Annotated in this window: 22 protein-coding genes and 1 riboswitch; of the genes, 13 read left to right on the top strand and 9 right to left on the bottom strand. The window is 69.7% G+C overall.

Translation table 11 applies throughout. From position 1 onward, the window contains the following. Positions 1–72: 72 nt before the first annotated feature. Positions 73–429, top strand: coding sequence for a helix-turn-helix domain-containing protein (locus tag C1704_RS04335; RefSeq protein ID WP_104301338.1), 357 nt, complete (start codon positions 73–75; stop codon positions 427–429). Next, positions 407–1,798, top strand: a complete 1,392-nt coding sequence (locus tag C1704_RS04330; RefSeq protein WP_104301336.1) for a HipA domain-containing protein — start codon at positions 407–409, stop codon at positions 1,796–1,798. Before C1704_RS04335 ends, C1704_RS04330 begins: the two co-directional genes overlap by 23 nt. Before the next feature lie 47 nt (positions 1,799–1,845). Here the strand turns inward: C1704_RS04330 and C1704_RS04325 are convergent, their stop codons facing one another. Further along, entirely contained in the window at positions 1,846–2,595 is a 750-nt protein-coding gene (locus tag C1704_RS04325) for a metallophosphoesterase family protein (protein WP_104301334.1), read from the bottom strand. A 291-nt stretch (positions 2,596–2,886) separates the two neighbouring features. Here C1704_RS04325 and C1704_RS17545 point away from each other — a divergent pair, with 291 nt between their 5' ends. Both C1704_RS17545 and C1704_RS17395 read left to right on the top strand, forming a co-directional pair. Then, a complete protein-coding gene (locus C1704_RS17545) occupies positions 2,887–3,045 on the top strand; it encodes a hypothetical protein (RefSeq protein WP_170064620.1) in 159 nt (52 codons plus the stop codon). 17 nt (positions 3,046–3,062) lie between these two features. Next, the gene (locus C1704_RS17395; RefSeq protein WP_211286822.1) at positions 3,063–3,221 is read left to right on the top strand and encodes a hypothetical protein; all 159 of its coding nucleotides are present in this window, start codon (positions 3,063–3,065) and stop codon (positions 3,219–3,221) included. Here the strand turns inward: C1704_RS17395 and C1704_RS04315 are convergent. Next, complete coding sequence (locus tag C1704_RS04315; RefSeq protein WP_104301685.1) at positions 3,218–3,529, bottom strand: cupin domain-containing protein; 312 nt, start codon at positions 3,527–3,529, stop codon at positions 3,218–3,220. The genes C1704_RS17395 and C1704_RS04315 overlap by 4 nt on opposite strands. A 107-nt stretch (positions 3,530–3,636) precedes the next feature. On the opposite strand from C1704_RS04315, the gene C1704_RS04310 reads away from it, so the two are divergent. Continuing rightward, positions 3,637–4,059 (top strand): Lrp/AsnC family transcriptional regulator, encoded by a 423-nt coding sequence (locus C1704_RS04310; protein ID WP_104301332.1) that lies wholly within the window; start codon positions 3,637–3,639, stop codon positions 4,057–4,059. A 19-nt stretch (positions 4,060–4,078) separates the two neighbouring features. On the opposite strand, the gene C1704_RS04305 is transcribed toward C1704_RS04310, so the two are convergent. Then, positions 4,079–4,891 (bottom strand): YihY family inner membrane protein, encoded by an 813-nt coding sequence (locus C1704_RS04305; RefSeq protein WP_104301330.1) that lies wholly within the window; start codon positions 4,889–4,891, stop codon positions 4,079–4,081. Between the two features lie 122 nt (positions 4,892–5,013). Here C1704_RS04305 and C1704_RS04300 point away from each other — a divergent pair, with 122 nt between their 5' ends. Then, positions 5,014–5,232 carry a SlyX family protein gene (locus C1704_RS04300; protein WP_104301328.1) on the top strand — a complete coding sequence of 73 codons (219 nt, stop codon included), beginning with the start codon at positions 5,014–5,016 and terminating at the stop codon, positions 5,230–5,232. Between the two features lie 39 nt (positions 5,233–5,271). Beyond that, positions 5,272–5,372: riboswitch (glycine riboswitch) on the top strand. 175 nt (positions 5,373–5,547) lie between these two features. Next, positions 5,548–6,834 carry a D-amino acid dehydrogenase gene (locus C1704_RS04295; RefSeq protein ID WP_104301326.1) on the top strand — a complete coding sequence of 429 codons (1,287 nt, stop codon included), beginning with the start codon at positions 5,548–5,550 and terminating at the stop codon, positions 6,832–6,834. Here C1704_RS04295 and C1704_RS04290 read toward each other — a convergent pair. Then, positions 6,795–8,234 (bottom strand): NAD-dependent succinate-semialdehyde dehydrogenase, encoded by a 1,440-nt coding sequence (locus C1704_RS04290; protein ID WP_104301324.1) that lies wholly within the window; start codon positions 8,232–8,234, stop codon positions 6,795–6,797. The genes C1704_RS04295 and C1704_RS04290 overlap by 40 nt on opposite strands. Beyond that, positions 8,231–9,148, bottom strand: a complete 918-nt coding sequence (locus C1704_RS04285; RefSeq protein ID WP_104301322.1) for a LysR substrate-binding domain-containing protein — start codon at positions 9,146–9,148, stop codon at positions 8,231–8,233. The genes C1704_RS04290 and C1704_RS04285 overlap by 4 nt, the downstream gene beginning before the upstream one ends. A 55-nt stretch (positions 9,149–9,203) precedes the next feature. Between C1704_RS04285 and phnC the strand changes: the two genes are divergently transcribed. From phnC to C1704_RS04260, 5 genes are all read left to right on the top strand, one after another. After that, positions 9,204–10,067, top strand: a complete 864-nt coding sequence (phnC, locus tag C1704_RS04280) for a phosphonate ABC transporter ATP-binding protein (RefSeq protein ID WP_473206047.1) — start codon at positions 9,204–9,206, stop codon at positions 10,065–10,067. Positions 10,068–10,125: 58 nt separating this feature from the next. Continuing rightward, positions 10,126–10,992, top strand: coding sequence for a phosphate/phosphite/phosphonate ABC transporter substrate-binding protein (phnD, locus tag C1704_RS04275; RefSeq protein ID WP_170064619.1), 867 nt, complete (start codon positions 10,126–10,128; stop codon positions 10,990–10,992). Further along, complete coding sequence (gene phnE / locus C1704_RS04270; protein ID WP_104301320.1) at positions 10,992–11,807, top strand: phosphonate ABC transporter, permease protein PhnE; 816 nt, start codon at positions 10,992–10,994, stop codon at positions 11,805–11,807. Before phnD ends, phnE begins: the two co-directional genes overlap by 1 nt. Positions 11,808–11,821: 14 nt before the next feature. Then, on the top strand, positions 11,822–12,808 hold the full coding sequence (locus C1704_RS04265) for an NAD(P)-dependent oxidoreductase (protein WP_104301318.1): 987 nt from the start codon (positions 11,822–11,824) through the stop codon (positions 12,806–12,808). Positions 12,809–13,076: 268 nt separating this feature from the next. Further along, a complete protein-coding gene (locus C1704_RS04260) occupies positions 13,077–15,953 on the top strand; it encodes a PAS domain S-box protein (RefSeq protein ID WP_104301316.1) in 2,877 nt (958 codons plus the stop codon). Positions 15,954–15,956: 3 nt separating this feature from the next. Here C1704_RS04260 and C1704_RS04255 read toward each other — a convergent pair whose 3' ends face one another. Next, positions 15,957–18,350 carry a DUF6351 family protein gene (locus tag C1704_RS04255; RefSeq protein WP_104301314.1) on the bottom strand — a complete coding sequence of 798 codons (2,394 nt, stop codon included), beginning with the start codon at positions 18,348–18,350 and terminating at the stop codon, positions 15,957–15,959. Positions 18,351–18,648: 298 nt separating this feature from the next. Here C1704_RS04255 and C1704_RS04250 point away from each other — a divergent pair, with 298 nt between their 5' ends. Continuing rightward, positions 18,649–19,545, top strand: a complete 897-nt coding sequence (locus C1704_RS04250) for a hypothetical protein (RefSeq protein ID WP_146076024.1) — start codon at positions 18,649–18,651, stop codon at positions 19,543–19,545. 24 nt (positions 19,546–19,569) lie between these two features. On the opposite strand, the gene C1704_RS04245 is transcribed toward C1704_RS04250, so the two are convergent. From C1704_RS04245 to C1704_RS04235, 3 genes are read right to left on the bottom strand one after another with little or no spacing between them, the layout of a single operon-like run. After that, positions 19,570–20,190, bottom strand: a complete 621-nt coding sequence (locus C1704_RS04245) for a glutathione S-transferase family protein (protein WP_104301311.1) — start codon at positions 20,188–20,190, stop codon at positions 19,570–19,572. 25 nt (positions 20,191–20,215) lie between these two features. Continuing rightward, positions 20,216–21,685, bottom strand: a complete 1,470-nt coding sequence (locus tag C1704_RS04240) for a gamma-glutamyltransferase family protein (protein WP_104301682.1) — start codon at positions 21,683–21,685, stop codon at positions 20,216–20,218. A gap of 32 nt (positions 21,686–21,717) precedes the next feature. Beyond that, positions 21,718–23,256 (bottom strand): hypothetical protein, encoded by a 1,539-nt coding sequence (locus C1704_RS04235; RefSeq protein ID WP_104301309.1) that lies wholly within the window; start codon positions 23,254–23,256, stop codon positions 21,718–21,720. Between the last annotated feature and the right edge of the window lie 324 nt (positions 23,257–23,580).

The raw sequence follows: 23,580 nt of genomic DNA, 5'->3' as shown, positions 1-23,580 counted from the left end.
CCTGCGGTCAAAGGAATGTTCTAGATACGTGACCTGTGTCAGAGTACAACTCCTGTGAACGTAGGAATACTCATGGGCATCCCTTTGACCTCGGTCCTGGAAGCAGGCGTTGCCATCCGAACTCTGCGCAAGCGAGCGGGCATTCGCATCGACGACTTCGCGCTCACGGCGGGGGTGAGCAAGCAGTTCATGACCGATCTGGAAAACGGCAAGGCGACCGTGCAGATGGGCAGGGTCTTGGAGTTGCTGCAGCGTCTGGGCGTGAAGGTGGTCCTGGAGCTTCCGGAGTCGGAGGTGCTGTCCTACCGGGACGAACTGAGCAAGGCCCAGTTGCGCCGGGCGAGTCGGCAGAGTCGCAAGCGTCCTGCCCTTGCGAAAGGCAGCGAGTCGATGAAGGCCGGAACGGATGGGGCCAACGCTGGTGACTGATGCGACGAAAGACGCGCTGCCCCCAGGGGGCCGCCGGCTCAACATCTTCATCAACCAGGTCCGCGTTGGCACGCTGCATGAGGACAACGACCTCTGGGCCCTTGCCTACCTCCCGGAATGGGCCGCTCGAGAAGACAGCTTTGACCTCAGCCCGGCCCTGCCGCGCGGCCAGCTGCTGCACCGCGACGGGGCCACGCTTCGGCCGGTGCAGTGGTACTTCGACAACTTGTTGCCCGAAGAGAAGCTGCGCGAGCTCGTTGCGGCGGACGCCAAGCTGCGCCATCACGAGGATGCCTTCGCGCTGTTGGAGTATCTGGGTGCCGAGTCAGCGGGCTCCTTGACGCTGTTGCCGCAAGGCCAGGAGCCTGCGACCCATCCTGCACTGAAGCCCTTGCCCTATGAGGCGCTGAGCCAACGAATACGCGGGTTGCCTCGCTCCACGTTGACGAGGGAGGCGCCCAAGCGCATGTCGCTGGCCGGGGCACAACACAAGATGTTGGCGGTGCTCAAGGGCCAGGACGTCTACGAGCCGGTGGGCGCGATGCCCTCCACCCACATCCTCAAGCCAGACCACCCTTCGAGCGAGACCTACCCCGCCTCGGCCTACCTGGAATGGCTCACCATGAAGCTGGCAGCCTCCGCAAAGCTGGATGTGCCAGCCGTGGAGTTGCTGCACGTTCCACAGCCGGTCTACGCCATTGAACGGTTTGACCGCCGATTTGACCGTGCCGCGTTGGCACCGGAATCCGGTACAGCGCCACCTGAGGTGCAGCGCGTGCACGCCATTGACGCCTGTCAGCTGCTCAACAAGTCGCGGGTGTTCAAGTACGGAAAGGACGTCCAAGCCCTGCGAGAGGTTTCTCAGGCCTGCTCTGACAAGCTCACGACACCCGTGCTGCTCTTTCGCTGGCTGGTCTTCAACCTTCTCGTGGCCAACGACGACTGCCATCTGAAGAACCTGTCGTTCCTGGTCACCCCGGGTCGAATCGCCCTCTCCCCTCACTACGACTTGCTGGCCACCGGGGTCTACCACACCCGAGCGTTTGCAGACGACAACGGGAAGTGGCCCCAGGTGCCTCTGGCCGTCCATCTATCGAAGGACGTCACGCGCTTCGACCAGGTGACGCCTCAGGCCGTGCTGGCCGCCGGCCAGGTTCTCGGTGTGCCTGAGAAACTGGCCGTTCGGACCATCCGTGAAGTCGTGGCCCGCGTCCTTGGTGCCTTTGATGCGCTCGACTCAGAGCAGGACTCGCAACAAGAAGGCTTGCCGGCGCAGCTGCCACCCCAGGAGAAAGCGCAGCAGCTCGCAGTCCTGCGAGCGCTTCGTCATATCGTGCTGCCCGAGATGGCGGCGAGGCTCCTGCCTTAGGGGAGCGCTGCACAGAGCACCCTGCAGCCAGATGCGATGGCTACCCCTCACCCCAACCGCCCCGTCCTCAAGGCCTCGACCCAATCCTTGCGCCCCCGCGCCTGCGCCAGGTCGGCCACCGCTTCGCACGCATAAGCCACCTTGCGGATCTCGGCCTGCCAGCCGGCGTCGGTGTGGCGCAGGACGGCGTAGCGGGCCATCGGGTCGCCGTTGACGACCTGGTGGTAGACGGGGTGTTCGTCGTCGTAGGCCTGCAGGCCGACGCTGCCGGGGTTCACCACCAGGGGGCCGTGGGGCACACGCAGGACACGCGGCAGGTGGGAGTGGCCGCACAGCACCACCTGCGCGTTCACCCCTTCGACGAGGGGCTGCACCTGCTCGGGGGTGCGCTCATGAAAGCGCGTGCCCTCGAAGCCCTCCAGCAGGTATTCGAGATCGGAGTGCGGCGTGCCGTGGCACAGGTAGACGTCGGGGCTCCACCAGGCCGTGGTGGGCAGGCTGCGGATCCAGGCGAGGTGGGTGTCGTCCAGCGCGTCGTAGGTGAACTGGTCGGACGGCCCGCGCTGTGAGATCCCCTCGCCCAGCACCTGGCGTTCGTGGTTGCCGCGGATCTGCAGCCAGTCCACCGACATCAGGTACTCGGCCGTCTCGCGTGGGTAGAGCGGGCCCGAGAGCGAGTCGCCGAGGTTGATGAAGTGGCGGATGCCCAGCGCGTGGGCATCATCGACCACTGCCTGCAGTGCGGGCAGGTTGCCGTGGATGTCGGAAACGACGGCGAGGGTGGTGGCGGTGACCATGGGCGGCGACAGCGGAAGGTGGAGGGCTTTGCCACTGCACTGTAGCGCACGGGGCTTGCGGGTGGCGAGCGCCTGGTTGACGCGCGCGGCGGGGGCATGGATGCCGATGCGATGAACGATGTTGGCCGTGGTGGCTTTCCTGTGGGTTGAGACAGGAAGCCAATCTACGCAGCGGGCCCCGGGTGTGTGAGTAACAAGTGCGTCGCGAAACCTGCCGGGGTGTCACAGCCGCAGGGGCCCGGCCGTCGTCAAAAGGGCGATCCACTCACACGCCCACACGGAGAAGCTTCCATGTCCACCGTTGTGGGCGCCGGCGCCCTGGCCTTCATTGCCGGCCCGCGCGACGTGGTCAAGCTCACGGTGCTGATCGTGGACCACAGCGAAGACAAGCAGCACATCTTCGGCGCTGAACTGGCGCGAGCCTTCGGCCCGGGCATGAAGCCCACCTGAATCACGCCGACACCTGGTTGCGCGCGGCGCTGGAATTCATCGGCATCACCGACGTGCAGGTGATCGCGGCCGAAAGCGACGAGACGGAACGCTTTGCCCAGACCTTTCGCGAGGCCGAGGCCGCGCTCGCGCAGGTGGCCGCCGAGAGGACGCGCCCCGCCGAGCAGCTGGCCTAGACGCTGCCCGCCTTCTCGATCACCAGGATGCGCACGGCGCCATGCGGTTCGGCGACGTGCTCGTCGCCGACCTCCGCATGGCAGATGTCGCCGGGGTTCAGCAGCAGGGCATGTTCCTGGCCGTTGCGGCGGTAGCGCATGGTGACGCTGCCATCCAGCGGCACGAACACCTCCGCGCCGTCGTTCACGTGCCAGCGGTAGGGCCGGTCGGTCCAATGCAGGCGCACGGTGGCGCCTTCGATGGTGTCGATGTGGAGGGCCTGCCAGGCCTGCTGGCCGATGAAGCCCTGGGGGTCGATCTTGCGCATGGGGCGGTGTGAAGCTGCGTTGCCGATACGATAGGCGCTGGCCGCCGTCTTGCGGCCGACGAATCGTCGGAGCCACTGCACGCTTCGTTCAAAGCGCAAGGAGCCTCATGTCCGTGGACACGTTGGATCGGATCGACCGCAGGATCCTGGCCGAGCTGGCGGCCAATGCGCGGGTGTCGATGACCGAGCTGGGCGAGCGGGTGCATCTGTCGCGCACGGCGGTGCTGGCGCGCGTGAGGCGCCTGGAGGAAGTGGGCGTGATCCGTGGCTACCACGCGGAGGTGGCCTGGCCCGGGGAAGCCACGCCGGCCCGTGCGCTGTTGCTGCTGCGCTTTGCGGCCCGCCCCTGTGCGCCGGTGCTGGCCTACCTGAGGGCCCAGCCCGAGATCCGGCAGGTGTGGTCGGTGTCGGGCCCGCACGATGCGGTGGTGGAGGCCGCCGCGCGCGATGCGTCCGGGCTGTCGGCGCTGGCGGACCGGCTGTCCATCAGCGAGTTCAGGATCGCGGTGGAAACGCGCATGGTGTTGTGAGCCCGGGTTGCCGAGGCCGTCAGGCACGCCGACGGCCACCCGGCCCTACCCCGACGCTGGCGGCCACCAGCGCCGCGGCCAGCGTCACGACCCAGGAGCAGTAGATCCACAGCAGGAAGACCGGCACCACCGCAAAGCTGCCGTACACCGTCTGGTAGGTGGGCAGCTTGAGCACGTAGGCGGCAAAGGCCTGCTTGCCGGCCTCCAGCCCCGCTGCACCCAGCAGCCCGCCCAGCAGGGCCTCGCGGCGGCGCACGGCCGTGTGGGGCACGATGTAGAAGAGCAGCGCCAGCGCGACGAAGCTCAACGTGGCCGGGCCCAGCGTCCTGACGAACTCGGCGGCGGGTGGCAGTTCGCGCAGCCAGCCCTTGGAGGCGGCCAGGGCCCGCGAGGTGGCCCACAGGCTGGCGCCCAGCACCAGCGGGCCGGCCGCGATGAGGGGCAGGTACAGCGCCAGGCGCCTGAACCACGGCCGGCCCTGGCGCACCTGCCAGATCTGATTGAGGGCGTTTTCCACCGTGAGCATCAGCGCCAGCGCGGCCACCAGCAGGAAGGCCGAGCCGGTCCAGGTCAGGCCATGCGCGTTGTCGGCAAAGCGGCCCAGGTGCTGCAGCACCGAGCGGGCGATGTCGGGCGGCAGCAGGTGGGCCAGCCACAGCTCTTCGAGCGAACGCTTGAAGGGCCGTAGCGCGGGCACGTGGGTGAACAGCGCAAAGCCCACCGCCAGCAGCGGCACCAGCGACAGCAGGGTCGTGAAGGTGAGGCTGCCGGCCACCTGGGCCAGGCGGGCCTCGCGGAAGCGGCGGAAGAGGTGGCGAAGGCGGGAGAGCATGCAAACGGACGCGACCACACGGCGCGCAGGGGATTGTCCGAGAATCCGCACATGCGCCACCGTGAAGATTCGACAGCACAGACGTTGCAACGAACTCGACCTGGGCTACCCTTCGCCTCATCATGGACGCTCCCTCCCCTCTCGAGCAGCGCCTGATCGACCTGGAGATCAAGGCGAGCTACACCGACGACCTGCTGGACCGGCTCAACGAGGAGGTGGTGCGCCAGCAGGCGCAGATCGACCTGCTCAAGCGCGAGATCGGGCGGCTGCAGCAACTCGTGCAGGACAGCACGACCGGCCCGGCGCCCAGCCTGCGCGACGAACTGCCGCCGCATTACTGATGGCACAATCGCGCCGTGCGCCGCGCCTCGGTTGCGGCCACGGTGATGTCGGGAGAGCCCGCCGGGTGTGCAAGCACCGAGGCGGCGCCGAAGGAGCAACCGCCCCGGAAACTCTCAGGCCAAAGGACCGGCATCGCCCCTCGACTCTGAAGAGCTTGCCGGTGGTGTGCGTCGCCGGCCAGCACCGAAGGAGCAAGCGGGTGGCTCGTGCGCCCGTGAATCTCTCAGGTCCGCAACAGAGGGGGCGCCTGGGCTGCGGCATGCGCAGCGCGGGCTCCCGACCTCGACGCCGTCCCTGACCTGAGAGCTCCTGTCATGAAATCCATCGCTGTCATCGGCGGCGGCATCACCGGCGTCACCACCGCCTATGCCCTGGCCCGTCGCGGCCTTGCCGTCACTCTGTTCGAACGCCATCGCTACGCCGCGATGGAAACCTCCTACGCCAACGGCGGCCAGCTGTCGGCCTCCAATGCCGAGGTGTGGAACCACGCGTCCACGGTGTGGAAGGGCCTGAAATGGATGCTCAAGGCCGATGCGCCGCTGCTGGTGAACCCGCGGCCGGGCTGGCACAAGCTGAGCTGGTTCGCCGAGTTCATCGCGAGCATTCCGCACTACCGCCGCAACACCATCGAAACCGCGCGCCTGGCCCTTGCTGCGCGTGACCATCTATATGCGTGGGCGGCCGACGAAGGCATCGACTTCGACCACCGCCGCGAAGGCATCCTGCACATCTACCGCGACAAGGCGGGGTTCGACCATGCGAAGCAGGTGTCGGTGCTGCTGGCCGCGGGTGGCCTGGCGCGCCGTGCGGTGACGCCCGAGGAGATCCGCGCGATCGCGCCGACGCTGGCGGGCCGCTACTTCGGTGGCTGGTACACCGAGAGCGACACCACCGGCGACATCCACAAGTTCACGAACGGCCTGGCCGAGGCGGCGCAGCGCCGCGGCGTGCGCTGCCTCTACGGGCAGGACGTGCGGCGGCTGCAGGCGCGCGATGACGGCGTGCGCGTGACGCTGGACGGCGTCGGGGGCGAGCACGAACTGCACTTCGATGGCGTGGTCGTGTGCGCCGGCGTGGCCAGCCGGGCCTTTGCCGCGCAGCTGGGCGACCGGGTCAACGTCTATCCGGTGAAGGGCTATTCGATCACCGTGAACCTGGCCGACGAGATGAGCCGTGCGGCGGCGCCCACGGTGAGCCTGCTCGACGACGAGACCAAGATCGTGACGAGCCGGCTCGGGGCGGACCGCTTCCGCGTGGCCGGCACGGCCGAGTTCAACGGCGAGAACCGTGACATCCGCGCCGACCGCATCCGCCCGCTGGTGGATTGGGTGGCGCGCTGCTTCCCCGGCGTGTCCACGCGCAGCGTGGTGCCCTGGGCGGGCCTGCGTCCGATGATGCCCGACATGATGCCCCGCGTGGGCCGCGGCCGTCATCCGCGCGTGTTCTACAACACCGGGCATGGCCACCTGGGCTGGACGCTGTCGGCGGCCACGGCCGAGCTGGTGGGCGGCGTGGTCGAGCAGGCGGCAGGACGCCCCGCCGCCGTGCCCGTGGCCGCGCCTCAGCCGTTCATCACCGCCACCGAGCGCACGTTGACATAGGCCTCCAGCGCCTCGGGACCGCCTTCGGAGCCGTAGCCCGAATCCTTGAGGCCGCCAAAGGGCATCTCGGCCGAAGGCATGGCGGGCATGTTGATCCACAGCATGCCCACCTCGACGCGGCGCGTGAGGAGGTCGGCGTTCTTCAGCGAGCGCGTGAAGGCATAGCCCGCCAGGCCATAGGGCAGGCGGTTGGCCTCGGCGATGGCCTCGTCCAGCGTGTTGAAGCCGCGGATGGCGGCCACCGGGCCGAAGGGCTCGTCGTTGAAGAGGCGAGCGCTCGTGGGCACGTCGGCGAGGATGGTCGGCTGCCAGAAGTTGCCGCTCTGGCCGATGCGCTCGCCGCCGGCCAGCACGGTGGCGCCCTGCTCCACCGCATCACGCAGCAGCTCGGCCATGGCCGTCACGCGGCGCGGGTTGGCCAGCGGGCCCATCTGCGTGCCCTCGGCCAGGCCGTCGCCCACCTTCAGGCCCTGGGCGTGCTGGGCCAGCGCCTGGGCAAACTCCTGGCGGATGCTCTCGTGCACGAGGAAGCGTGTGGGCGAGATGCACACCTGGCCGGCGTTGCGGAACTTGGCGCCACCGGCCGTCTTCACAGCCAGCGCGATGTCGGCGTCCTCGCAGACGATCACCGGGGCATGGCCGCCCAGCTCCATCGTCACACGCTTCATGTGCTGCCCGGCCAGCGCGGCGAGCTGCTTGCCCACCGGCGTGGAGCCGGTGAAGGTGATCTTGCGGATGACCGGGTGCGGGATGAGATAGCCCGAGATCTCGGCGGGGTTGCCGTAGACCAGGCCCAGCACGCCCGCGGGCAGGCCGGCGTCGGCAAAGGCGCGGATGTAGGCGGCCGGGCCGGCGGGGGTTTCCTCGGCGGCCTTCACCAGCATCGAGCAGCCGGCGGCCAGCGCCGGGCCCACCTTGCGCACGACCTGGTTGATCGGGAAGTTCCAGGGCGTGAAGGCGGCCACCGGCCCTACCGGGTCCTTGAGCACCATCTGGCGCAGCTCGGGCCGAGCGCGCGACGGCACGATGCGCCCATAGACGCGCAGGCCTTCGTCGGCGAACCACTCGGTGAGGTCGGCGGCGGCCAGGGTCTCGGCCTTGGCCTCGGCCAGGGGCTTGCCCTGCTCCTGGGTGATGAGCGGGGCGATCTCGTTGGCGCGCTCGCGGATCAGCGCGGCGGCGCGGCGCATGATCTTCGCGCGCTCGGCCGGGGCCATGTCGCGCCAGGTCTCGAAGCCCTGCTGAGCGGCCTGCAGGGCGCGGTCGAGGTCGGCCTGGGCCGCATGGGCCACGCGGCCGATCTCCTGGCCGGTGGCGGGGTTGAAGACGGGCAGCGTGCGGCCGTCGGCGGCATCGCACCACTGGCCGGCGATGAAGAGCTGGGTGTGGGGGTAGGTCATGGGCGGAGGGCAGGCGGTTCAGGACACGGGAAACCGTCGATTGTGCGCGCAGCCTGGGCCGCCTGCAGGAAGCGCTGGATCAGCGAGGCCTGCAGGCGATCTTTCAGGCACACCACGTGCACGTGTGTGGCCAGATCGGCGGGCTGCACCGGGAGCGCCACCACGCGGTCATCGGGCACCCAGGCGGTGGCGGCCACCACGCCCAGCCCCAGACCCTGGGCCACGGCCTCCTTGACCCCCTCGCGGCTGCCCATCACCAGGGCACAGCGCACCTGGACACCCGCTGCCGCCAACCCCGCCTCGAACACGGCCCGCGTGCCCGAACCCGCTTCACGCAGCACGAACTCCTGGCCGTGCAGGTCGGCCAGCGAGATCTGCCCCCGTGCGGCCAGCGGGTGGGCCCGAGGAGCCAGCACCACGAGCGGCTGGCGACGGTAGGGCAGGCAATGCACACGGGCATCGTCCACGGCATGCAGCAAGATGCCCACGTCGTGCTCCAGGTCGAGCACGCCGCGCAGCACCGCACGGGAATCGCCCATGCGCACGCTCACCTGCACCTTGGGACAGGCGGCGCGGAAGCGCCGCAGCATGGGCAGCACGTTGTAGGGCCCGATGGCACCCAGGCGCAGGTGCCCCTGGTACTGGCTGCGCGCACTGAGCAGCAGCAGTTCGGCCTCTTCCTCGGCGCGGCGGATGCGGTGGGTGGCCTCGTGCAGCAGCGCGCCGAACTCGGTCAGCGCCACGCCGCGACCGCACCGATAGAACAGCTCCACCCCGAAGCGTTGCTCCAGGCTGGCGATGTGGGCCGAGACCGTGGGCTGGCTCAGGCCGAGCTGCCGTGCCGCAGCCGACATGCTGCCCGCGCGGGCCGTGGCTTCGAACGCCCGCAGTTCGGCCGAGGAGGACACACCCATAGACATGGTCTATAGGCTATTCGGTTCCTGTGACGGTTTGATGGAGAGGCTTGTCATGAAGCCTCGGGACACTGCGGACTTCCCCACTGCCGCACTGGAGATCGCCGTGACCGCAGCCTTGCGATGGACCCTCCCGAGGGACGAAACCGAGATGGACGCCGTGCGCGGCGCGTCAGGCGTGGCGGTCCATGCCGAGTCGGTGGCCGTGCGCTATGCCAACGGGACGCAGGCCCTGCAGCCCACCACGCTTCGCTTCGAGCCCGGGCGCTTCACGGTGCTGCTGGGCGCCTCGGGGGCCGGCAAATCCACCCTGCTGCGCTGCCTGAACGGCCTGGTCCGACCCACGGGTGGTCAGGTCCGGGTCGAGGGCCTGGGCACGCTCGATGACGCGGCCCGCCTGCGACAGCACCGCCGCCAGACCGGCATGGTCTTCCAGCAGCATCACCTGATCGGCCGCCTGAGCGTGCTGGCCAACGTGCTGATGGGCCGGCTGGGCTACCACGCGTCCTGGGCCACGCTGCGCCCCTGGTCGCGCGAGGAGAAGGAGCGCGCCCTGGCAGCCATCGATCGTGTGGGCCTGATCGAGCGTGCCCTGCACCGGGCCGACGAACTCTCGGGCGGACAGCAGCAGCGTGTGGGCGTGGCACGGGCGCTGGTGCAGCAACCCCGGGTGCTGCTGGCCGACGAGCCCGTGGCCAGTCTCGACCCGGCCACGGCCGAACACCTGATGAGCCTGATGCACCGCATCTGCCGCAGCGACGGTCTGACGGCGGTGGTGAGCCTGCACCAGGTGGAGCTGGCGCGCCGCCATGCCGATCGCATCGTGGGGCTGCGCGGTGGTGCCGTTGTGTTCGATGGCCCCCCGTCGTCGCTGAACGAGTCCGCCGTGGCCGAGCTGTACGGCGCCCAGGCCCACTGACCCCCTCTTGACCCCCTCTTGACCCCCTCCTGACCCGATGACTGCAAGGAGCCCCATCATGAACCGTCGTCACCTGCTCAGCACCACCCTGGCGCTTGCGCTGCTGACCCCGCTGGCCCAGGCGCAGACCGCCAACCCCTCGCGCCTGCGGGTGGCCCTGCTGCCGGACGAGAACGCCACCACGCTGATCCAGAACGCGCAGCCGCTCAAAGCTCACCTTGAGCGCACGCTGAAGAAGGACATCGAGATCGTCGTGACGACCGACTACTCCTCGATGATCGAAGCCATGCGTTTCGGGCGCATCGAGGTGGCCTACTTCGGCCCGTTCTCCTACGTGCTGGCGAAGTCGCGCGCCCCGGAGATCGAACCTTTCGCCGTGGGCGTGGAACGCGGCGCGCCCACCTACAACTCGGTGCTGATCGCGACGGCCGGCGGCCCGGTGAGCCGCCTGGAAGACATCCGCGGCAAGCCCTTCGCCTATGGCGACCAGGCCTCCACGTCCAGCCACCTGGCCCCGCGCGCCCATCTGCTGAAGCAGGTCGGCCTGGAAGGCGGGCGCGACTACCAGCCCGTGCACCTGGGCACGCACGATGCGGTGGCCCGTGCGGTCCAGGCGGGGCAGGTGCCTGCAGGCGCCCTGTCGAAACCGATCTTCGACAACCTGGTGAGCCGCAAGATGATCGACCCGGCCAAGGTGGTGCAGCTCGACCTCTCGCCGCCCATCCCCAACTACCCGATCGTGATGCAGGGCAGGCTGGCGCCGGAGCTGAAGGCGGCGATCCGCGAGGCCTTCCTGAGCCTGAAGGACCCGCAGGTGCTCAAGGCCTTCCGGGTGGAAGGCTTCGCGCCCACCGATGATGCGGCCTACGACATCCTGCGTGAGACGGCCACCATCCTCAAGCTCGACCTGGGACGGATGAACTGATGGACGCCGCCGCTGCCCGCAGGCCCGACTACACCGCGATCCTGGCCGCGCACCGCGTGCGTGCCGGTCGCCAGCTCAGGCTGGTGCTCGCGGTGGGGGTGGTGTGCATCGCGTCGCTGGCCCTCACCGGCTTCTTTGACGCGCAACGCTTCATCGAGGGCGCCCCGGCCATCGCCCAGCTCGCCAGCGAGATGGTGCCGCCCGACTTCGCGCGCTGGCAGCACTGGCTGCGCCCGTTGCTCGACACCCTGGCTATGTCGATCGCCGGCACGGCACTGGCGGTGATCCTGTCGCTGCCGCTGGCCTTGCTGGCGGCCCCCAACACCACGCCGCACCCCGTGGTGTACCGGGCTGCCCGCACGCTGCTCGCAGCCCTGCGTTCGGTGCCCGAGATCATCCTGGGCATCCTTTTCGTGGCGGCGGTCGGGTTCGGGGCCCTGCCGGGCGTGCTGGCCCTGGCCTGCCATTCGGTGGGCATGGTGGCCAAGTTCTACGCCGAGGCCATCGAACATGTCGACCCCAAGCCCATCGAGGCCGCACGCGCGGCCGGAGCCAGTCCCCTGCAGGTCATCACGCATGCCGTGCTGCCCCAGGTGCTGCCGCAGCTGGCCGACATCACCATCTACCGCTGGGAATACCACTTCCGCGCCTCGGCAGTGCTGGGCATCGTGGGCGCCGGCGGCATCGGCTTCGAGCTGATGGCCGCGCTGCGCCTGATCAAGTACGACGAGGTCGCGGCCATCCTGCTCACCATCCTGGCCTGCGTCGTGGTGGTGGACGGCATCGGCGCGATGCTGCGCCGCAAGCTCAAGTGAAGGAGCCTCCCTCCATGCAACACCACGTGGTGGTGACCAACCGCATCCATGACGAGGTGCTGGCGCGCCTGCAGACCCGGGCCCGGGTGGACATGAATCCCGGGCTCGAACCCTGGTCGAGCGAAGAACTCGGGCGCCGCCTGCGCCCGGCCACGGCCATGATGGGCTTCATGACCGACCGCATCGACGACACGCTGCTGGCCCAGGCGCCGCAGCTGCGCATCGTGGCCTGCGCCCTCAAGGGCTACGACGCCTACGACGTCGACGCCTGCACCCGGCGTGGCGTCTGGCTGAGCATCGTGCCCGACCTGCTCACCGAACCCACGGCCGAGCTGGCGGTGGGTCTGGCGATCGGCCTGGCGCGCCATGTGCGCACCGGTGATGCCGTGGTGCGCGCCCCGGGGTATGCCGGCTGGCGGGCCCATCTGTACGGCACCGGGCTGCGTCATGCCACCGCGGCGGTGGTGGGCCTGGGCTTGGTCGGCCGGGCCATCGTGGACCGCCTGTCGGGCTTCGGGTGTGCCCAGATCCTGGGTGTGGATCCGGCAGCCCGGCACCCGGCGGCCCGCAACGTCTCGCTGGATGAAGCCCTGGCGGTGTCGCAGTTCGTCTTCCTTGCCGTGCCGCTCACACCGTCCACGCGTGGCCTGATCGATGCGGCCCGGCTCGCCCGTGCACGGCCGGGCCAGTGGCTGGTCAACATCGGCCGCGGCTCGGTGGTGGACGAGGAAGCCGTGGCCTCGGCCCTGCACAGCGGGCAGCTGGGCGGTTATGCGAGCGACGTGTTCGCCTGCGAAGACTGGGGGCTGCCCGACCGCCCCCGGCAGGTGCCGGCCGCCCTGCTGGACGCTCCGCGCACGCTGTTCACACCGCACCTCGGCTCGGCCGTCCAGGAGGTGCGCCTGGCCATCGAGCATCGAGCGGCCGACAACCTGCTGGCCGTGCTGGAGGGCCAGGAGCCGCTTGATCACATCAACCAGCCGGGCCTGATCGCGGCCTGAGGGGGTGCCTGGCACCCTTGCGTTGCATCAAGCCAGTGCTACGGGTAAGCCCTCGTGGCTGTTCGCACAGGCCTGGCTTGAGGCCGTCCTGAGGCAATGCGATGATGCTGCCCAAGGCCCTGTTGATGGCGCTGCGTCGCGGGTGAGCAGCGGTGGGGCCCAGACTCCTGACCTCGGACCAGTCGTGCCCGCAGTACCACCCCCGACGCCCCCGGCCGATGCGTCCCATCGCCACACGCCCCGGGCCCTGACCCCCCGCCCCGGCCTCGTGGCCGCCCTGGTTGCTTTCCTGACGCTGGCCTGCATTGCGCTGTGGGCCTGGCAGCACCTGCGCACGCAGACGCTGCTGCGCGACCAGCTCGTGGCCCAGGCCGAAAAGCGCAGCCTGCAACTGGCCGATGCCATGGCCGGGCAGGTGGCCGGCCTGTTCACCACCATCGATCTCGCCCTGCTGCAGTTGCGCAATGAGTGGGCAGCGTCGCCTCAGGGCTTCGATGGGCGTGTGCGCGACCTGCTGGGCAAGCTGCCGCAGGGGGCCGTCAGCCACTTCACCGTGGTGGATGCCGAGGGCTACACGGCCTACAACTCCTTGCATCCTGGTGAGCGGGTGTACGTGGGCGATCGGCCCCACATCCTGGCGCATCAGGACGGGCAGGACCGCTTGATCGTGGGCACGCCGGTGTATTCGCGCCTGGGCCGCAGCTGGACGCTGGTGGCCACCCGGCCGATCCTGCGCGAGGGCCGCTACGTGGGGGCGGTGAACGCGTCGGTGTCCACGGAGTACCTGTCTCGCAAACTCGCCGGCCTGCGCCTGTCGGAGCACGACGTGGTGGCCCTGATCGACGGCGAGGGCCGCTTCCTGGCGCGCAGCACTGACCACGAGAAGGCCATGGGGCAGCGCCTCCCGGCAGACCGGCCCTTCCTGGCCGACCCATCGGCCCGCAATGGACTGTTCCGTGCCAGGGGCCAGGTCGATGATGTCTGGCGCACCTATGCCTGGCAGCGCCTGGAAGGCAGTGCGCTGGTGACGGCCATCGGGCTGGCGGACGACACCGTGCTGGCGCCCCTGCAGGAGTCCCTGCGCATCGACCGGCAGGTCGGCCTGGCCGTGCTGGCCCTGCTGGTGATCTTCGGAGGCAGCGTGGTGGTCATGACCCTGCTGCTGGCGCGGCAGCAGGCGAAGATGGCGGCCAGCCAGGCGTTCCGGCAACGGGTGTTCGAGGGCTCGCAGGTGGCCATCGGCGTGATGGAGGCCACCACGGGCCGCATCATCGACTGCAACCCGGCGGCCTCGGCCTTGTACGGGCATGCCGGCCCGCAGGAGACGGTGGGGCAAGGTGTGCCGGAGGTGTCAGCGCCCATCCAGGCCGATGGTACCGATTCCCTGCAGGCCGCGCAGCAGCACATGCAGCGTGCGATGGCCGAGGGCGAGACGCAGTTCGAGTGGCGCCATCGCCGCCCCGATGGCACGTTGTGGGATGCCCAGGTGCACCTCATGCGCTTCGAGGGCCCGCAGGGCCCCTTGCTGCAGTTCACCCTGCACGACATCACCGAAAGCAAGCGGGCGCAACGCAACCTCGAGCTGATGCAGTTCGCCATCGACCACAGCCACGACGCGGTGATGTCGCTGGACATCAACGGCCGGGTGCTGCGAGCCAACGAGCAGGCCTGCCTGAGCCTGGGCCTCACGCAAGAGGAGATCCTTCGCAAGACCATCCACGACTTCGACCCCTGTTTCACGCCCGAGCGACTCGCCGACCTGCGCCGACGCCTGCGTCGCGAGGGCTGGGCCCTGTTCGAGACCGTACACCAGCGCCAGGACGGCACCCGCTTCCCGGTGGAAGTGGCCGTCAGCCACATCCGCTCGGGAGGCGAGAACTATTCGCTCGCCTTCGTGCGCGACATCAGCGAGCGCAAGCGCGCCGAGGAGCAGCTCAGCCGCGCCAACGAGGCGCTGGAGGAGCGTGTGCGCGAGCGCACGCGGGAGCTGGAGCGGGCGAATGCCGCCAAGAGCGAGTTCCTCTCGCGCATGAGCCACGAGTTGCGCACCCCCCTCAACGCCATCCTGGGCTTCGGTCAGCTCCTCGAACTGGAGCTGCGCGACGAGCGCCACAACCGCCAGGTGCGCGAGATCCGCCAGGCCGGCGAGCATCTGCTGGCCCTCATCAACGACGTGCTCGACCTGGCCCGTGTGGAATCGGGCAAGCTGTCCATCAGCCCCGAACCGGTGGATCTGCACGCCGCCGTGGTGGAGGCGGTCTCGCTGCTGCGGCCGCTGGCCCGCGAGCGCAGCGTGCAATGGCCTGACCCCTCGGTGCAGACCCTCAAGGCTTGCGAAGTGCAGGTGCGGGCCGACCGCACCCGGCTCAAGCAGGTGCTGCTCAACCTGCTGTCCAATGCCATCAAGTACAACCGCCCGCAGGGGATGGTGGGCATCTCGTGCCATCGCGAGACCAGGGCTGGTCAACCCTGGGTCCGCCTGGCCGTGCGCGACACCGGCGAGGGCCTCACGCCCGAGCAGCAAGCCCGGCTCTTCGTACCCTTCGAGCGGCTCGACGCCGAGACGCGCCGCATCAAGGGCACCGGCATTGGCCTGGCCCTGAGCAAACGGCTCATCGAGATGATGGGCGGCGCCATCGGCGTGGACAGCCAGCCCGGCGCCGGCAGTGAGTTCTGGATCCGCCTGCCCGTGGTCGAGGCTGCGGCTGCGGCACATGCCACCCCGGCCATGCAAGGCGTCGCAGACGTGCACGCCTCGACGGGGGCTGTGGTCAAGGTACTGTGCATCGAGGACAACCCCACCAACCTGCGCCTGGTCGAGGCGGTGTTTGCGGGGCGGTCGGAGGTGCAGCTGCTCACCGCCATGGCGCCGGGGCTGGGGCTGGAGCTCGCGCGCAGCCACCACCCGGCCGTGATCCTGCTCGACATCAACCTGCCCGACATGGACGGCTACGAGGTGATGCGCTGTCTGCGCGAGCACCCGGCCACCGCAGCGATCCCGGTGGTGGCGGTGAGCGCCAATGCCATGCCGCAGGACCTGGAGCGTGGCAAGGCGGCCGGCTTCGCCGCCTACCTCACCAAGCCGCTGGACCTGGCGCGGCTGACGAAAGTGGTGGAGGACCTGGCGCGCCGCCAGGCCTCCTGAGGCTTACTTCTGCGGCTTCGCCTGGTCCGGCTTGCTGTAGTCGCACACGCCTTGCGGGAAGATCTGACGCAGGGCCGCCACCTGGGCGCCGCTGGGCATCCAAGCCCCGTAGGTGCCGTCGGCGATGGCCTGCTCCACCGGCTTGAGGGCACAGCGGTAGATGCCGCCTTCGATGGGCGCGCCGGCCACGGTGCGCGAGGTGCCGTAGATCGGGAAGCGCTGGGTGCAGGGGCCGGGGACCTTGTTGTCGAGGATGCCATCCCACGCGTCGGCGCCGGCGTAGATGAGCTGGCCGTGCACGTCGAAACAGCTGTCCACCGCACGCGCCGGGCGGTTGGCGGCGATGCCCTTCTTCGGGTTGGCGCGGAGGTTGGCCATCCATTCGTCCATCACCGCGATGGCATCGAAGGTGTTGCTCGCCTTGGGCTGCCCTGGCACCGTGTCGGTGAACCAGATCACCAGGTGATCGGAATGGCCCATGGCCTGCAGCACGCGCTGGCGCACCGCGAAGCTCTGGTGCACGTTGTGCATGTCGAGTTCGCGCTCCATGTACTGGCGGTGGTCGATGGTGGGCACGGAGAGCTTGCCGCCGAAGACCATGCCCGAGGTGTAGGCCGCGCGCATGGCCAGCGGATCGCCGGCGGTGCGTGGCGCGGGCTGGTCGGGCCCGGGGCTGAGGTTCATGTTGCGCCGGCTCCAGGGGTCGAAGTAGCCGGGTTCGGTCAGGGCCCGGTTGATCTCGGCTTGCGTGGTGCCGAAGAAGGGGAAGCCTTCCTGCACCATCTGGCTGGGATGCTTCCAGCCGCCCACGTGCCAGTTCAGGTGCAGGAACTCCTCGGGCGTGATGAGCCCGGCGCGCAGCGAGCGCAGGCCGTACTGCACGCCCACGTTGTCCCAGGTGGGCCGGGCCGCGCCGGTGGCATCCACGCCGTAGATGTTGCGCAGGTCGTCATAGTGGGTCCAGCGGATCGCGGCCACCTCGCTCTGCGGCTCGTAGAGCTGCTGGTTGGGGGCCTGGCCGTAGTGCGGGTTCATGGCCAGCGGTGACAGGCCGCGCCAGCCGGGGATGCACTCGGTCGAGCCCGGCGCCGTGCTGTAGCCCAGCGCCTGCTTGAGCGGTACCAGCGCATCGTTCACACGCGCGAAGCCCTCTTCGGCGTTCATGCCCACGAGCCAGGTGCGGTTCTTGGTGACCCGCCACTTCGGGTTGGCGCGGTCGGTGGCGTCCATGTAGTGCTCGAGCAGCTCGCAGTCGCCCACGTGGATGGTCTGGGTGACCATGTCGGGGTAGGACTGCACGGGCAGGGCGGCGTCGAGGATGCCGGGACTGTTCTGCTGCAGGATGTATTGCTGGATCGCGCCGCCCGAGCCGCCCAGGCCGTAGGTGTACAGCGGGCGCCCGTAGCGCTCGATGAAGCGCTCCTTGGTCATCATCGCGGTTTCCGCGGCCACCTGCAGGTTGTAGTGCGTGCCGGTGTTGTTGCCGCTGGAATGCACGATGGCCTGGCCGGTGCGCAGGATGTCGGCGTTCATCGCGCCGCTGTGCAGCGTGCCCTGGCTGTGGCCGATCGCCACGCCGCCCTGGAACCAGTACTGCAGCCGGCGGTTCCACAGGCTCAGGTCCGGCGATGACGGATCTTCCCCGCGGGGCGCCAGCATTGCAAAGCTGTAGAGGAAGCGGTTGATGCTGCCGCGCTCCTGGCGCACGATGAAGTCCACCTCGCGGCCATCGGCCAGCGTGATGCGCTGCATGTTCGCAGGCGTCGAGCCGTCGGTCGGCAGTAACTGCCACTGGTTGGTCGTGGTGCGATACCAGTAGGTCACGAAGGTGTCGATGGAGCACGTCCGCGTGTAGCCGATGCGGTTGCCGGCCGCGTCGAACACCGGGAAGCCCGGGCCCGTGGCCGACTCCACCACCGGCTGGCGGCCCACCGCCCCCTGCGTGGTCGTACACATGAAGGGTTGCTGCTGGGGGCCTGAGAACATCGGCCCGGTGATCGGGTGGTTCTTCAGCGCCAGCCGGTCCATCACGACCCGGCCCTTGTGGCGCAGCTCCAGGGTGTTGGGGCCGTTGCGCAGGCCGGCGACGACGCCCTCGAAGCCCTCGGTCGTGGCCGGCAGCGCGTCGGCGTCCATCAGCTTGCGGCCGTTGAGCCAGAGCTCCAGGTGGCGGCGCAGGCCGGGGGCGGCGGAGATGACGACGCGTGCGTCGCCGCCCGACACGTACTGCGGCGGACTCGACACGATCTCGAGCCGCGCGGCGGCGCCGTGGCCGGCCCCTTGCGCGGACACGTCGAGCGCCGCCACATCGGTGGGCGCGTCGCCCCCACCGCCACAGGCGGCCAGCAGGGCGGCGCCAAGCGCCCCGGGGACCAGGGTCTTCCAGACGGAATGCATGGGTTTGTCTCCTTCGGGCCTTGTGCCGGCCTCGTCAGCGGTTCTGGAGCCGCCCACCTTAGGCCGGGCGACGGTCCGAGGCCAGCGTTGTGCGCCTGCATCCACACATCTGGGGGGCGCCCGCCCGATCGGCGCCCCGCGGGCCCGATGGCTGGTGCATGATGCGCGGTTGCCGTCCGAGGGTCGCTGAGCGCCCCGACTGTGACTTTCCACCGACGCCGACCGCCCGATTTGTGCTGGATGCACGGCGCGCACTCTGGCGGTACGCCACAATGTGAGCCCGCGCTTCGTTTCGGCGATGAGCACACCCGCAATCCCCACCAAGACCGCCCTCGGCCACGAGGAGCTGCGTCACCGCGTCCACCGGCTCAGCCAGCGCCATCGCACGGTACTGCTGCTGGTCGATGGCGTGCGCCCGCTCGCCGAAGTGCTGGGCATGGCGCAGAAGGCCGGGGCGAGCACCCAGCATTTCGAGGACTTGCTGAAACTGGGCCTGGTGGAGCTGCCCGCCCGGCCCGACCCCGTGCCGGCCCCGCCGATCGAGGAACCGGCGGGCTTGCTGGTGTCGGTGCCGGTGCCGGTCGTGTCCGAGCCAGTCCCGGCCCCCGCGGAGGCGGCAGCGGACCTCCCCCATTCCGCAGCGCAGGCAGGCATGCCGCTGGCACCGCTGGCCCGGGCCCTTGCGCAAGCGGCCTCGATGCCGCCGGTCTCTCAGGCCCAGGCGCCGGCGCCCAAGGCGGCAGCGGCCGTGCGGCCACCGTCACCGCCCCCCAAGGTGCGCCCTGCCAAGTCGTCCACACCGCGCGCCAGCCGCAAGCCCCCCACCGATCCGGAACTGCCGCCGCTCACCTTGACCATGCCCGTCGAGCTGCCTGTGCTCACGGTGGTCGAAGACGAACCCAGCCCTGAGACCACCCCTTCAGAAACGGCACTGCACGACCAGGTGCTCGAACTCCTGCGCACCGTGGTGCGCCGCGAGCCTCCGCCCTTCACCTCCCGGGTCCCGGCGCGGCTGGCACGCTGCAGCACGCTCAAGGAACTGGGGGAGTTGGTGCTCGACATCGAGCGCTACCTCATCCATTCGCGCCGCGACCGCAACCTGCGTGAGGTGATGCCCTTGCTGCGCGAGGCGCGCGACCTGCTGGGCCTGGGCAACACGCGGGTGGTGAGTGCCGGGGGCGAGGAGCTGGGCTGAGGCCCTGCTTCGGGCGGCCGGGCCTCAGCCTGCCTGGCGCAGCGCAAAGGCCCGCTGTGCGGCGGGACGTGCCAGGCAGCGTGCATGCCAGGCGCTCAGTCGGGGATGGTCCCCTCCCCCCAAGTCCTTCAGGCGTTGCAGCACCGCGGCCAGGTTGAGGTCGGCCACCGTGAAATCGTCGCCCAGCAAGTGGGGACGGCCGTCGGCGAAGTGCCGCTCAAGCACGGCCAGGCGTCGACCCAATGCCTGCAGGGCCGCTGCGGCCAGGGCGGGCTGGCGCTCGGCCGGCGGCAGGAAGGCCGTATGGTGGAACCACTGCCGCGCGGGCGGCTCGGCCTCGGTGGCGGCCCACAGCGTCCATTGCAGCACGCGGGCCTGGTCGGCCGCGTCATCGGGCCACAGCCGGCTGGGGCCGTAGGTGCGCGCCAGGTACAGGGTGATCGCGAGGGACTCGAAGAGCACCAGGCCGTCATCCTCGAGGGCCGGGACCGTGCCGTTTGGATTGAGCCTCAGGTAGTCGGGCGCCTTGGTCTCGGGGGCGGCGTGGTGCAGCTTGATGTGCCGGTAGGTCAGATCGAGCTCCTCGGCGGCCCACAGCGGGCGGATGGCGCGGGAGGCGGCGATGCCGTAAATCGTCAGGGTCATGGGTGCAGGGGGTGGATACGAGGGGTCACACGGCCAGGGCCTGGCCGTCCTTGCGGGGGTCGGTGCCGCCGGCCAAGCGGCCATCGGGCAGGCGCATCACCATCTGGGCGCCGCCGAAGTCGCTGCGCCCGCCCAGTTCCCCCATGCCGGCGGGCTCGGCATAGCCGGCCTGCCGCAGGGCGGCGCGCACGGCCTCGGGCACGCCCTCCTCCGCGGCCAGTGCGGTGTCGGATTCCAGGCGCCAGCGGGGGGCGTCGATGGCCGCCTGCAGGGGCTGGCCCCAGGCCGCCGTGCGCACGAAGAGCTGCACCTGGCCCTGAGGCTGCATCGCACCGCCCACCACGCCCAGGGCCGCATGGAAGCGGCCGTCCTTCAGGGCAGCGCCCGGCACGACGGTGTGATAGGGGCGCCGCGACGGCGCGGCACCGTTGAGCTCGCCCGGGGCGGCAAAGCCAAAGCCGCGGTTTTGCAGCACGAAGCCGCAGCCTGGCACGGCGATACCCGAGCCGAAGCGCTTGAACACGCTGCTCATCAGGCTGATGGCCAGTCCGTCGGCGTCGACGACGACGGTGCACACGGTGTTGCCCGCCGGGTCGGCCACCGTCTTGCGGGCGTGCTGCAGGGCCTCGCGCATCGCGTGCACCATCGCCACATGGCTGTCGGGGGCCTCGGGGTCCAGCGGCCGGTCTTCCAGCGCCTGCAGGGCATGCAGCACGGCCACGCCATGGGTGTTGGGCGGGCATTCCAGCACAGTCAGGCCCCGGAAGCGCGCCAGCACCGGCGCGCAGAAATGCCCGCTGTGGACAGCGAAGTCCTCGGCCGCCAGCACACCGCCCAGGGCCTGCACGGCCTGGGCGGCCGCACGCGCCGGGGTGCCGCGGTAGTAGGCCTCGGGGCCGTCCTGGGCGATGCTGCGCAGGGTGGCGGCCAGCTCGGGGTTGCAGAAGACCTCACCGGCCCGGGGCACGCGGCCGGCCCGGAACAGCGACGCGCACACCGGGTCGCGCTGCAACACGGGCTCGAAGAGCCTCCATTCGCGTGCCGCCACCGGGGCCACGGGGAAGCCCTGCTCGGCCGCGCCGATGGCGGCTTCCAGGAGCCGCGCCCAGGGCAGGCGGCCGAAGCGGCGGTGCAGGTCGTGCCAGCCCCGCACCGCGCCGGGCACGGTGACGGACAGGGGATGACGCTCGGGGATGCGCCGCCCGGGCAGGGCCTCGATCTGTGCCGGGTCCAGGGCGGCGGGCGCGCGGCCCGTGCCGTTGTAGCTCAGCGGTGCGCCGTCGGGCGGCACGACCATTGCCAGCAGGTCCCCGCCGATGCTGGTGGCCATGGGTTCCACCACCCCGAGCACGGCATCGGCCGCGACGGCGGCGTCGACGGCGCTGCCACCCTCACGCAACACGTCGGCGGCGGCTTGCGCGGCCAGCGGGTGGCCGGTGGCCACCATCGCCCGCTCGCCGAGGACGCCGGCAGGAGGCGTCGGGTGCCGGTCCATCGGGTGCCGGTCCATCGGGGATCTGCCTGGCCTCAGCCCCACAGGGCCGCGGCCACGCCCGTGGCCACCACCAGGCCCACCAGCACCGGCAGCAGCAGGGCGCGTGCGGCTTCGAGCACGGGCACGCGGGCGAAGCCGGCCACGGCGATCAGGGAGGACCAGGCGATCAGCGTGCCGCCGCCCGTCCAGATCGCCCCCATCTGGCCCACCGCGGCCAGCGCGGCGGTTTCCATGCCGGTGGCCGGGGCCAGTGCACCGGCCAGGGTGCCCGTCAGCGGCAGACCCGAGAAGCCCGAGCCGTCGATGCCGGTCACCATGCCGACGATCAGCACGCCGAAGGCCACCAGCAGGCCGCTGTGCGGGATGTAGTCCTGGCCGGCCTGTACCAGTTCGAACAGCAGGCTCGGTGCCTGGCCGGAAATGCCGAGGATGGCGCCCGCCGTCTCGCCAGAGCCCATGAAGAAGAAGCCGGCGATCGGGAGCACGGACCCCATCGCCTTGAAGGCAAAGACAAAGCCTTCGGTGATGTGTTCTGCGCTGGTGTCGAGCATCTTGCGCGCACCTTCCCCGGCCAGCGCGGTCAGAATCATCAGCATGGCGGCCATGCCGCCCACCAGCATCGCAGCATCACCGCCCTTCAGATCAGGCATGCCGGACATGAACTTCGGGGCCACCATCACGAACACCACCACTAGGAAGGCCAGCGGCGTGAGCACGGCGAACAGCTTGGACCAGATCACGCGGCGGCGCTCCACGGCGTCGAGCTCGCGGTCGAAGTCGGAGTCGGTCGCAATCGGCTGTTCGCGGCCGGTGCCTCGCGCGATCTCGGACTTGTCATAGGGTCCTGCCCCTTCGATGCGTCCCACGTTGGCTTGCAGGGGCTGAGAGAGCCAGCGGTCGAGCAAGCCGTTGTTCGCCGGCACGATGTGCTTGCGCATCGTGAAGTAGGACAGCAGCAACGCGATACCGCCCACGACCAGCGACAGCACCAATGCACGGTCTGCCACCAAGGCGGCGCTCACGGCACCGCCGGCGGCCTTGGCACTGATGCCAGGTGCCACGCCGATCACATAGTCGGACGACAAGGCCATCCCTTGCCCGGCGATCGCGATGGCCATGGCCCCGGCCAGCGGCGGCAGGCCGGCTGCGATGGCCGCGGGCAGCAGCACGGCCGCCACCAGCGGCACCGCCGGCGTGGGCCAGAAGAACAGCGAGATCACGTAGGTGATGGCCGCCAGGATGAAGAAGGCCACGTGACCGTTCTTCATCACGGCGCGGAAGGGCTCGACCATGCGGATGTCCGAGCGCAGCGCCTTGAGCGAATTCAGCAGCGCCGTCATCAAGGCGATGATGAGGAAGATGTTGAACAACTCCTTGGCTGCCACGAAGCTGGCACTGAAGATGCTGCCCAGCGCGGTGATCGGGCTCCCCGACCAGGCCAGCGCCACGAAAAACGTCGCGAGGATGGATGGAACGACGACATTGGCGCGCAGGATCATCGTCAGCACGATGATCGCCACGCCAGCCAGGTAGACCCAGTGCGCGGGGCCGATTGCGGTAGAGACATCCATGGGCAGCTTCCTAGGAATCGTGGGGAAGGAGGGCAATCTGTGACCGAAGTGCGGTATACAGTATTCAGAAGTATTGATCCTCAGCAAGGCTCATGCCACAGGGTAAACGCGAGGTTCAAGGGCTTCCCCGAAGCGATCAGTCGGCTCAGATCGAGCAGAATGCACCGAAACAGGGCGCTTTTTGATCCCCCGAGCTCAGTTCATGTGCGGCGCGGCGCCCTGTTGGAGGGCTGCGCGCGGTGATGTCTGCTTGAGGGAGGGCAATCCCTAGAGAATGAATACTGTATTCCGTTTAAGCTTTCTGCCGGGGACGTTGAGGTGCCG

It is taken from the genome of Caldimonas caldifontis (assembly GCF_002930615.1).
In the GTDB taxonomy this organism is placed as follows: domain Bacteria; phylum Pseudomonadota; class Gammaproteobacteria; order Burkholderiales; family Burkholderiaceae_C; genus Caldimonas; species Caldimonas caldifontis.
The sequence above is the reverse complement of the archived record's forward strand: the minus strand, read 5'-3'. Positions and strand labels throughout refer to the sequence as shown.

Coding starts and splice junctions, on each gene's coding strand:
- C1704_RS04335 (WP_104301338.1), top strand. CDS start 73: ATGGGCATCCCTTTGACCTCGGTCCTGGAAGCAGGCGTTGCCATCCGA.
- C1704_RS04330 (WP_104301336.1), top strand. CDS start 407: ATGGGGCCAACGCTGGTGACTGATGCGACGAAAGACGCGCTGCCCCCA.
- C1704_RS04325 (WP_104301334.1), bottom strand. CDS start 2,595: ATGGTCACCGCCACCACCCTCGCCGTCGTTTCCGACATCCACGGCAAC.
- C1704_RS17545 (WP_170064620.1), top strand. CDS start 2,887: ATGTCCACCGTTGTGGGCGCCGGCGCCCTGGCCTTCATTGCCGGCCCG.
- C1704_RS04315 (WP_104301685.1), bottom strand. CDS start 3,529: ATGCGCAAGATCGACCCCCAGGGCTTCATCGGCCAGCAGGCCTGGCAG.
- C1704_RS04310 (WP_104301332.1), top strand. CDS start 3,637: ATGTCCGTGGACACGTTGGATCGGATCGACCGCAGGATCCTGGCCGAG.
- C1704_RS04305 (WP_104301330.1), bottom strand. CDS start 4,891: ATGCTCTCCCGCCTTCGCCACCTCTTCCGCCGCTTCCGCGAGGCCCGC.
- C1704_RS04300 (WP_104301328.1), top strand. CDS start 5,014: ATGGACGCTCCCTCCCCTCTCGAGCAGCGCCTGATCGACCTGGAGATC.
- C1704_RS04295 (WP_104301326.1), top strand. CDS start 5,548: ATGAAATCCATCGCTGTCATCGGCGGCGGCATCACCGGCGTCACCACC.
- C1704_RS04290 (WP_104301324.1), bottom strand. CDS start 8,234: ATGACCTACCCCCACACCCAGCTCTTCATCGCCGGCCAGTGGTGCGAT.
- C1704_RS04285 (WP_104301322.1), bottom strand. CDS start 9,148: ATGGGTGTGTCCTCCTCGGCCGAACTGCGGGCGTTCGAAGCCACGGCC.
- phnC (WP_473206047.1), top strand. CDS start 9,204: ATGAAGCCTCGGGACACTGCGGACTTCCCCACTGCCGCACTGGAGATC.
- phnD (WP_170064619.1), top strand. CDS start 10,126: ATGAACCGTCGTCACCTGCTCAGCACCACCCTGGCGCTTGCGCTGCTG.
- phnE (WP_104301320.1), top strand. CDS start 10,992: ATGGACGCCGCCGCTGCCCGCAGGCCCGACTACACCGCGATCCTGGCC.
- C1704_RS04265 (WP_104301318.1), top strand. CDS start 11,822: ATGCAACACCACGTGGTGGTGACCAACCGCATCCATGACGAGGTGCTG.
- C1704_RS04255 (WP_104301314.1), bottom strand. CDS start 18,350: ATGCATTCCGTCTGGAAGACCCTGGTCCCCGGGGCGCTTGGCGCCGCC.
- C1704_RS04250 (WP_146076024.1), top strand. CDS start 18,649: ATGAGCACACCCGCAATCCCCACCAAGACCGCCCTCGGCCACGAGGAG.
- C1704_RS04245 (WP_104301311.1), bottom strand. CDS start 20,190: ATGACCCTGACGATTTACGGCATCGCCGCCTCCCGCGCCATCCGCCCG.
- C1704_RS04240 (WP_104301682.1), bottom strand. CDS start 21,685: ATGGACCGGCACCCGACGCCTCCTGCCGGCGTCCTCGGCGAGCGGGCG.
- C1704_RS04235 (WP_104301309.1), bottom strand. CDS start 23,256: ATGGATGTCTCTACCGCAATCGGCCCCGCGCACTGGGTCTACCTGGCT.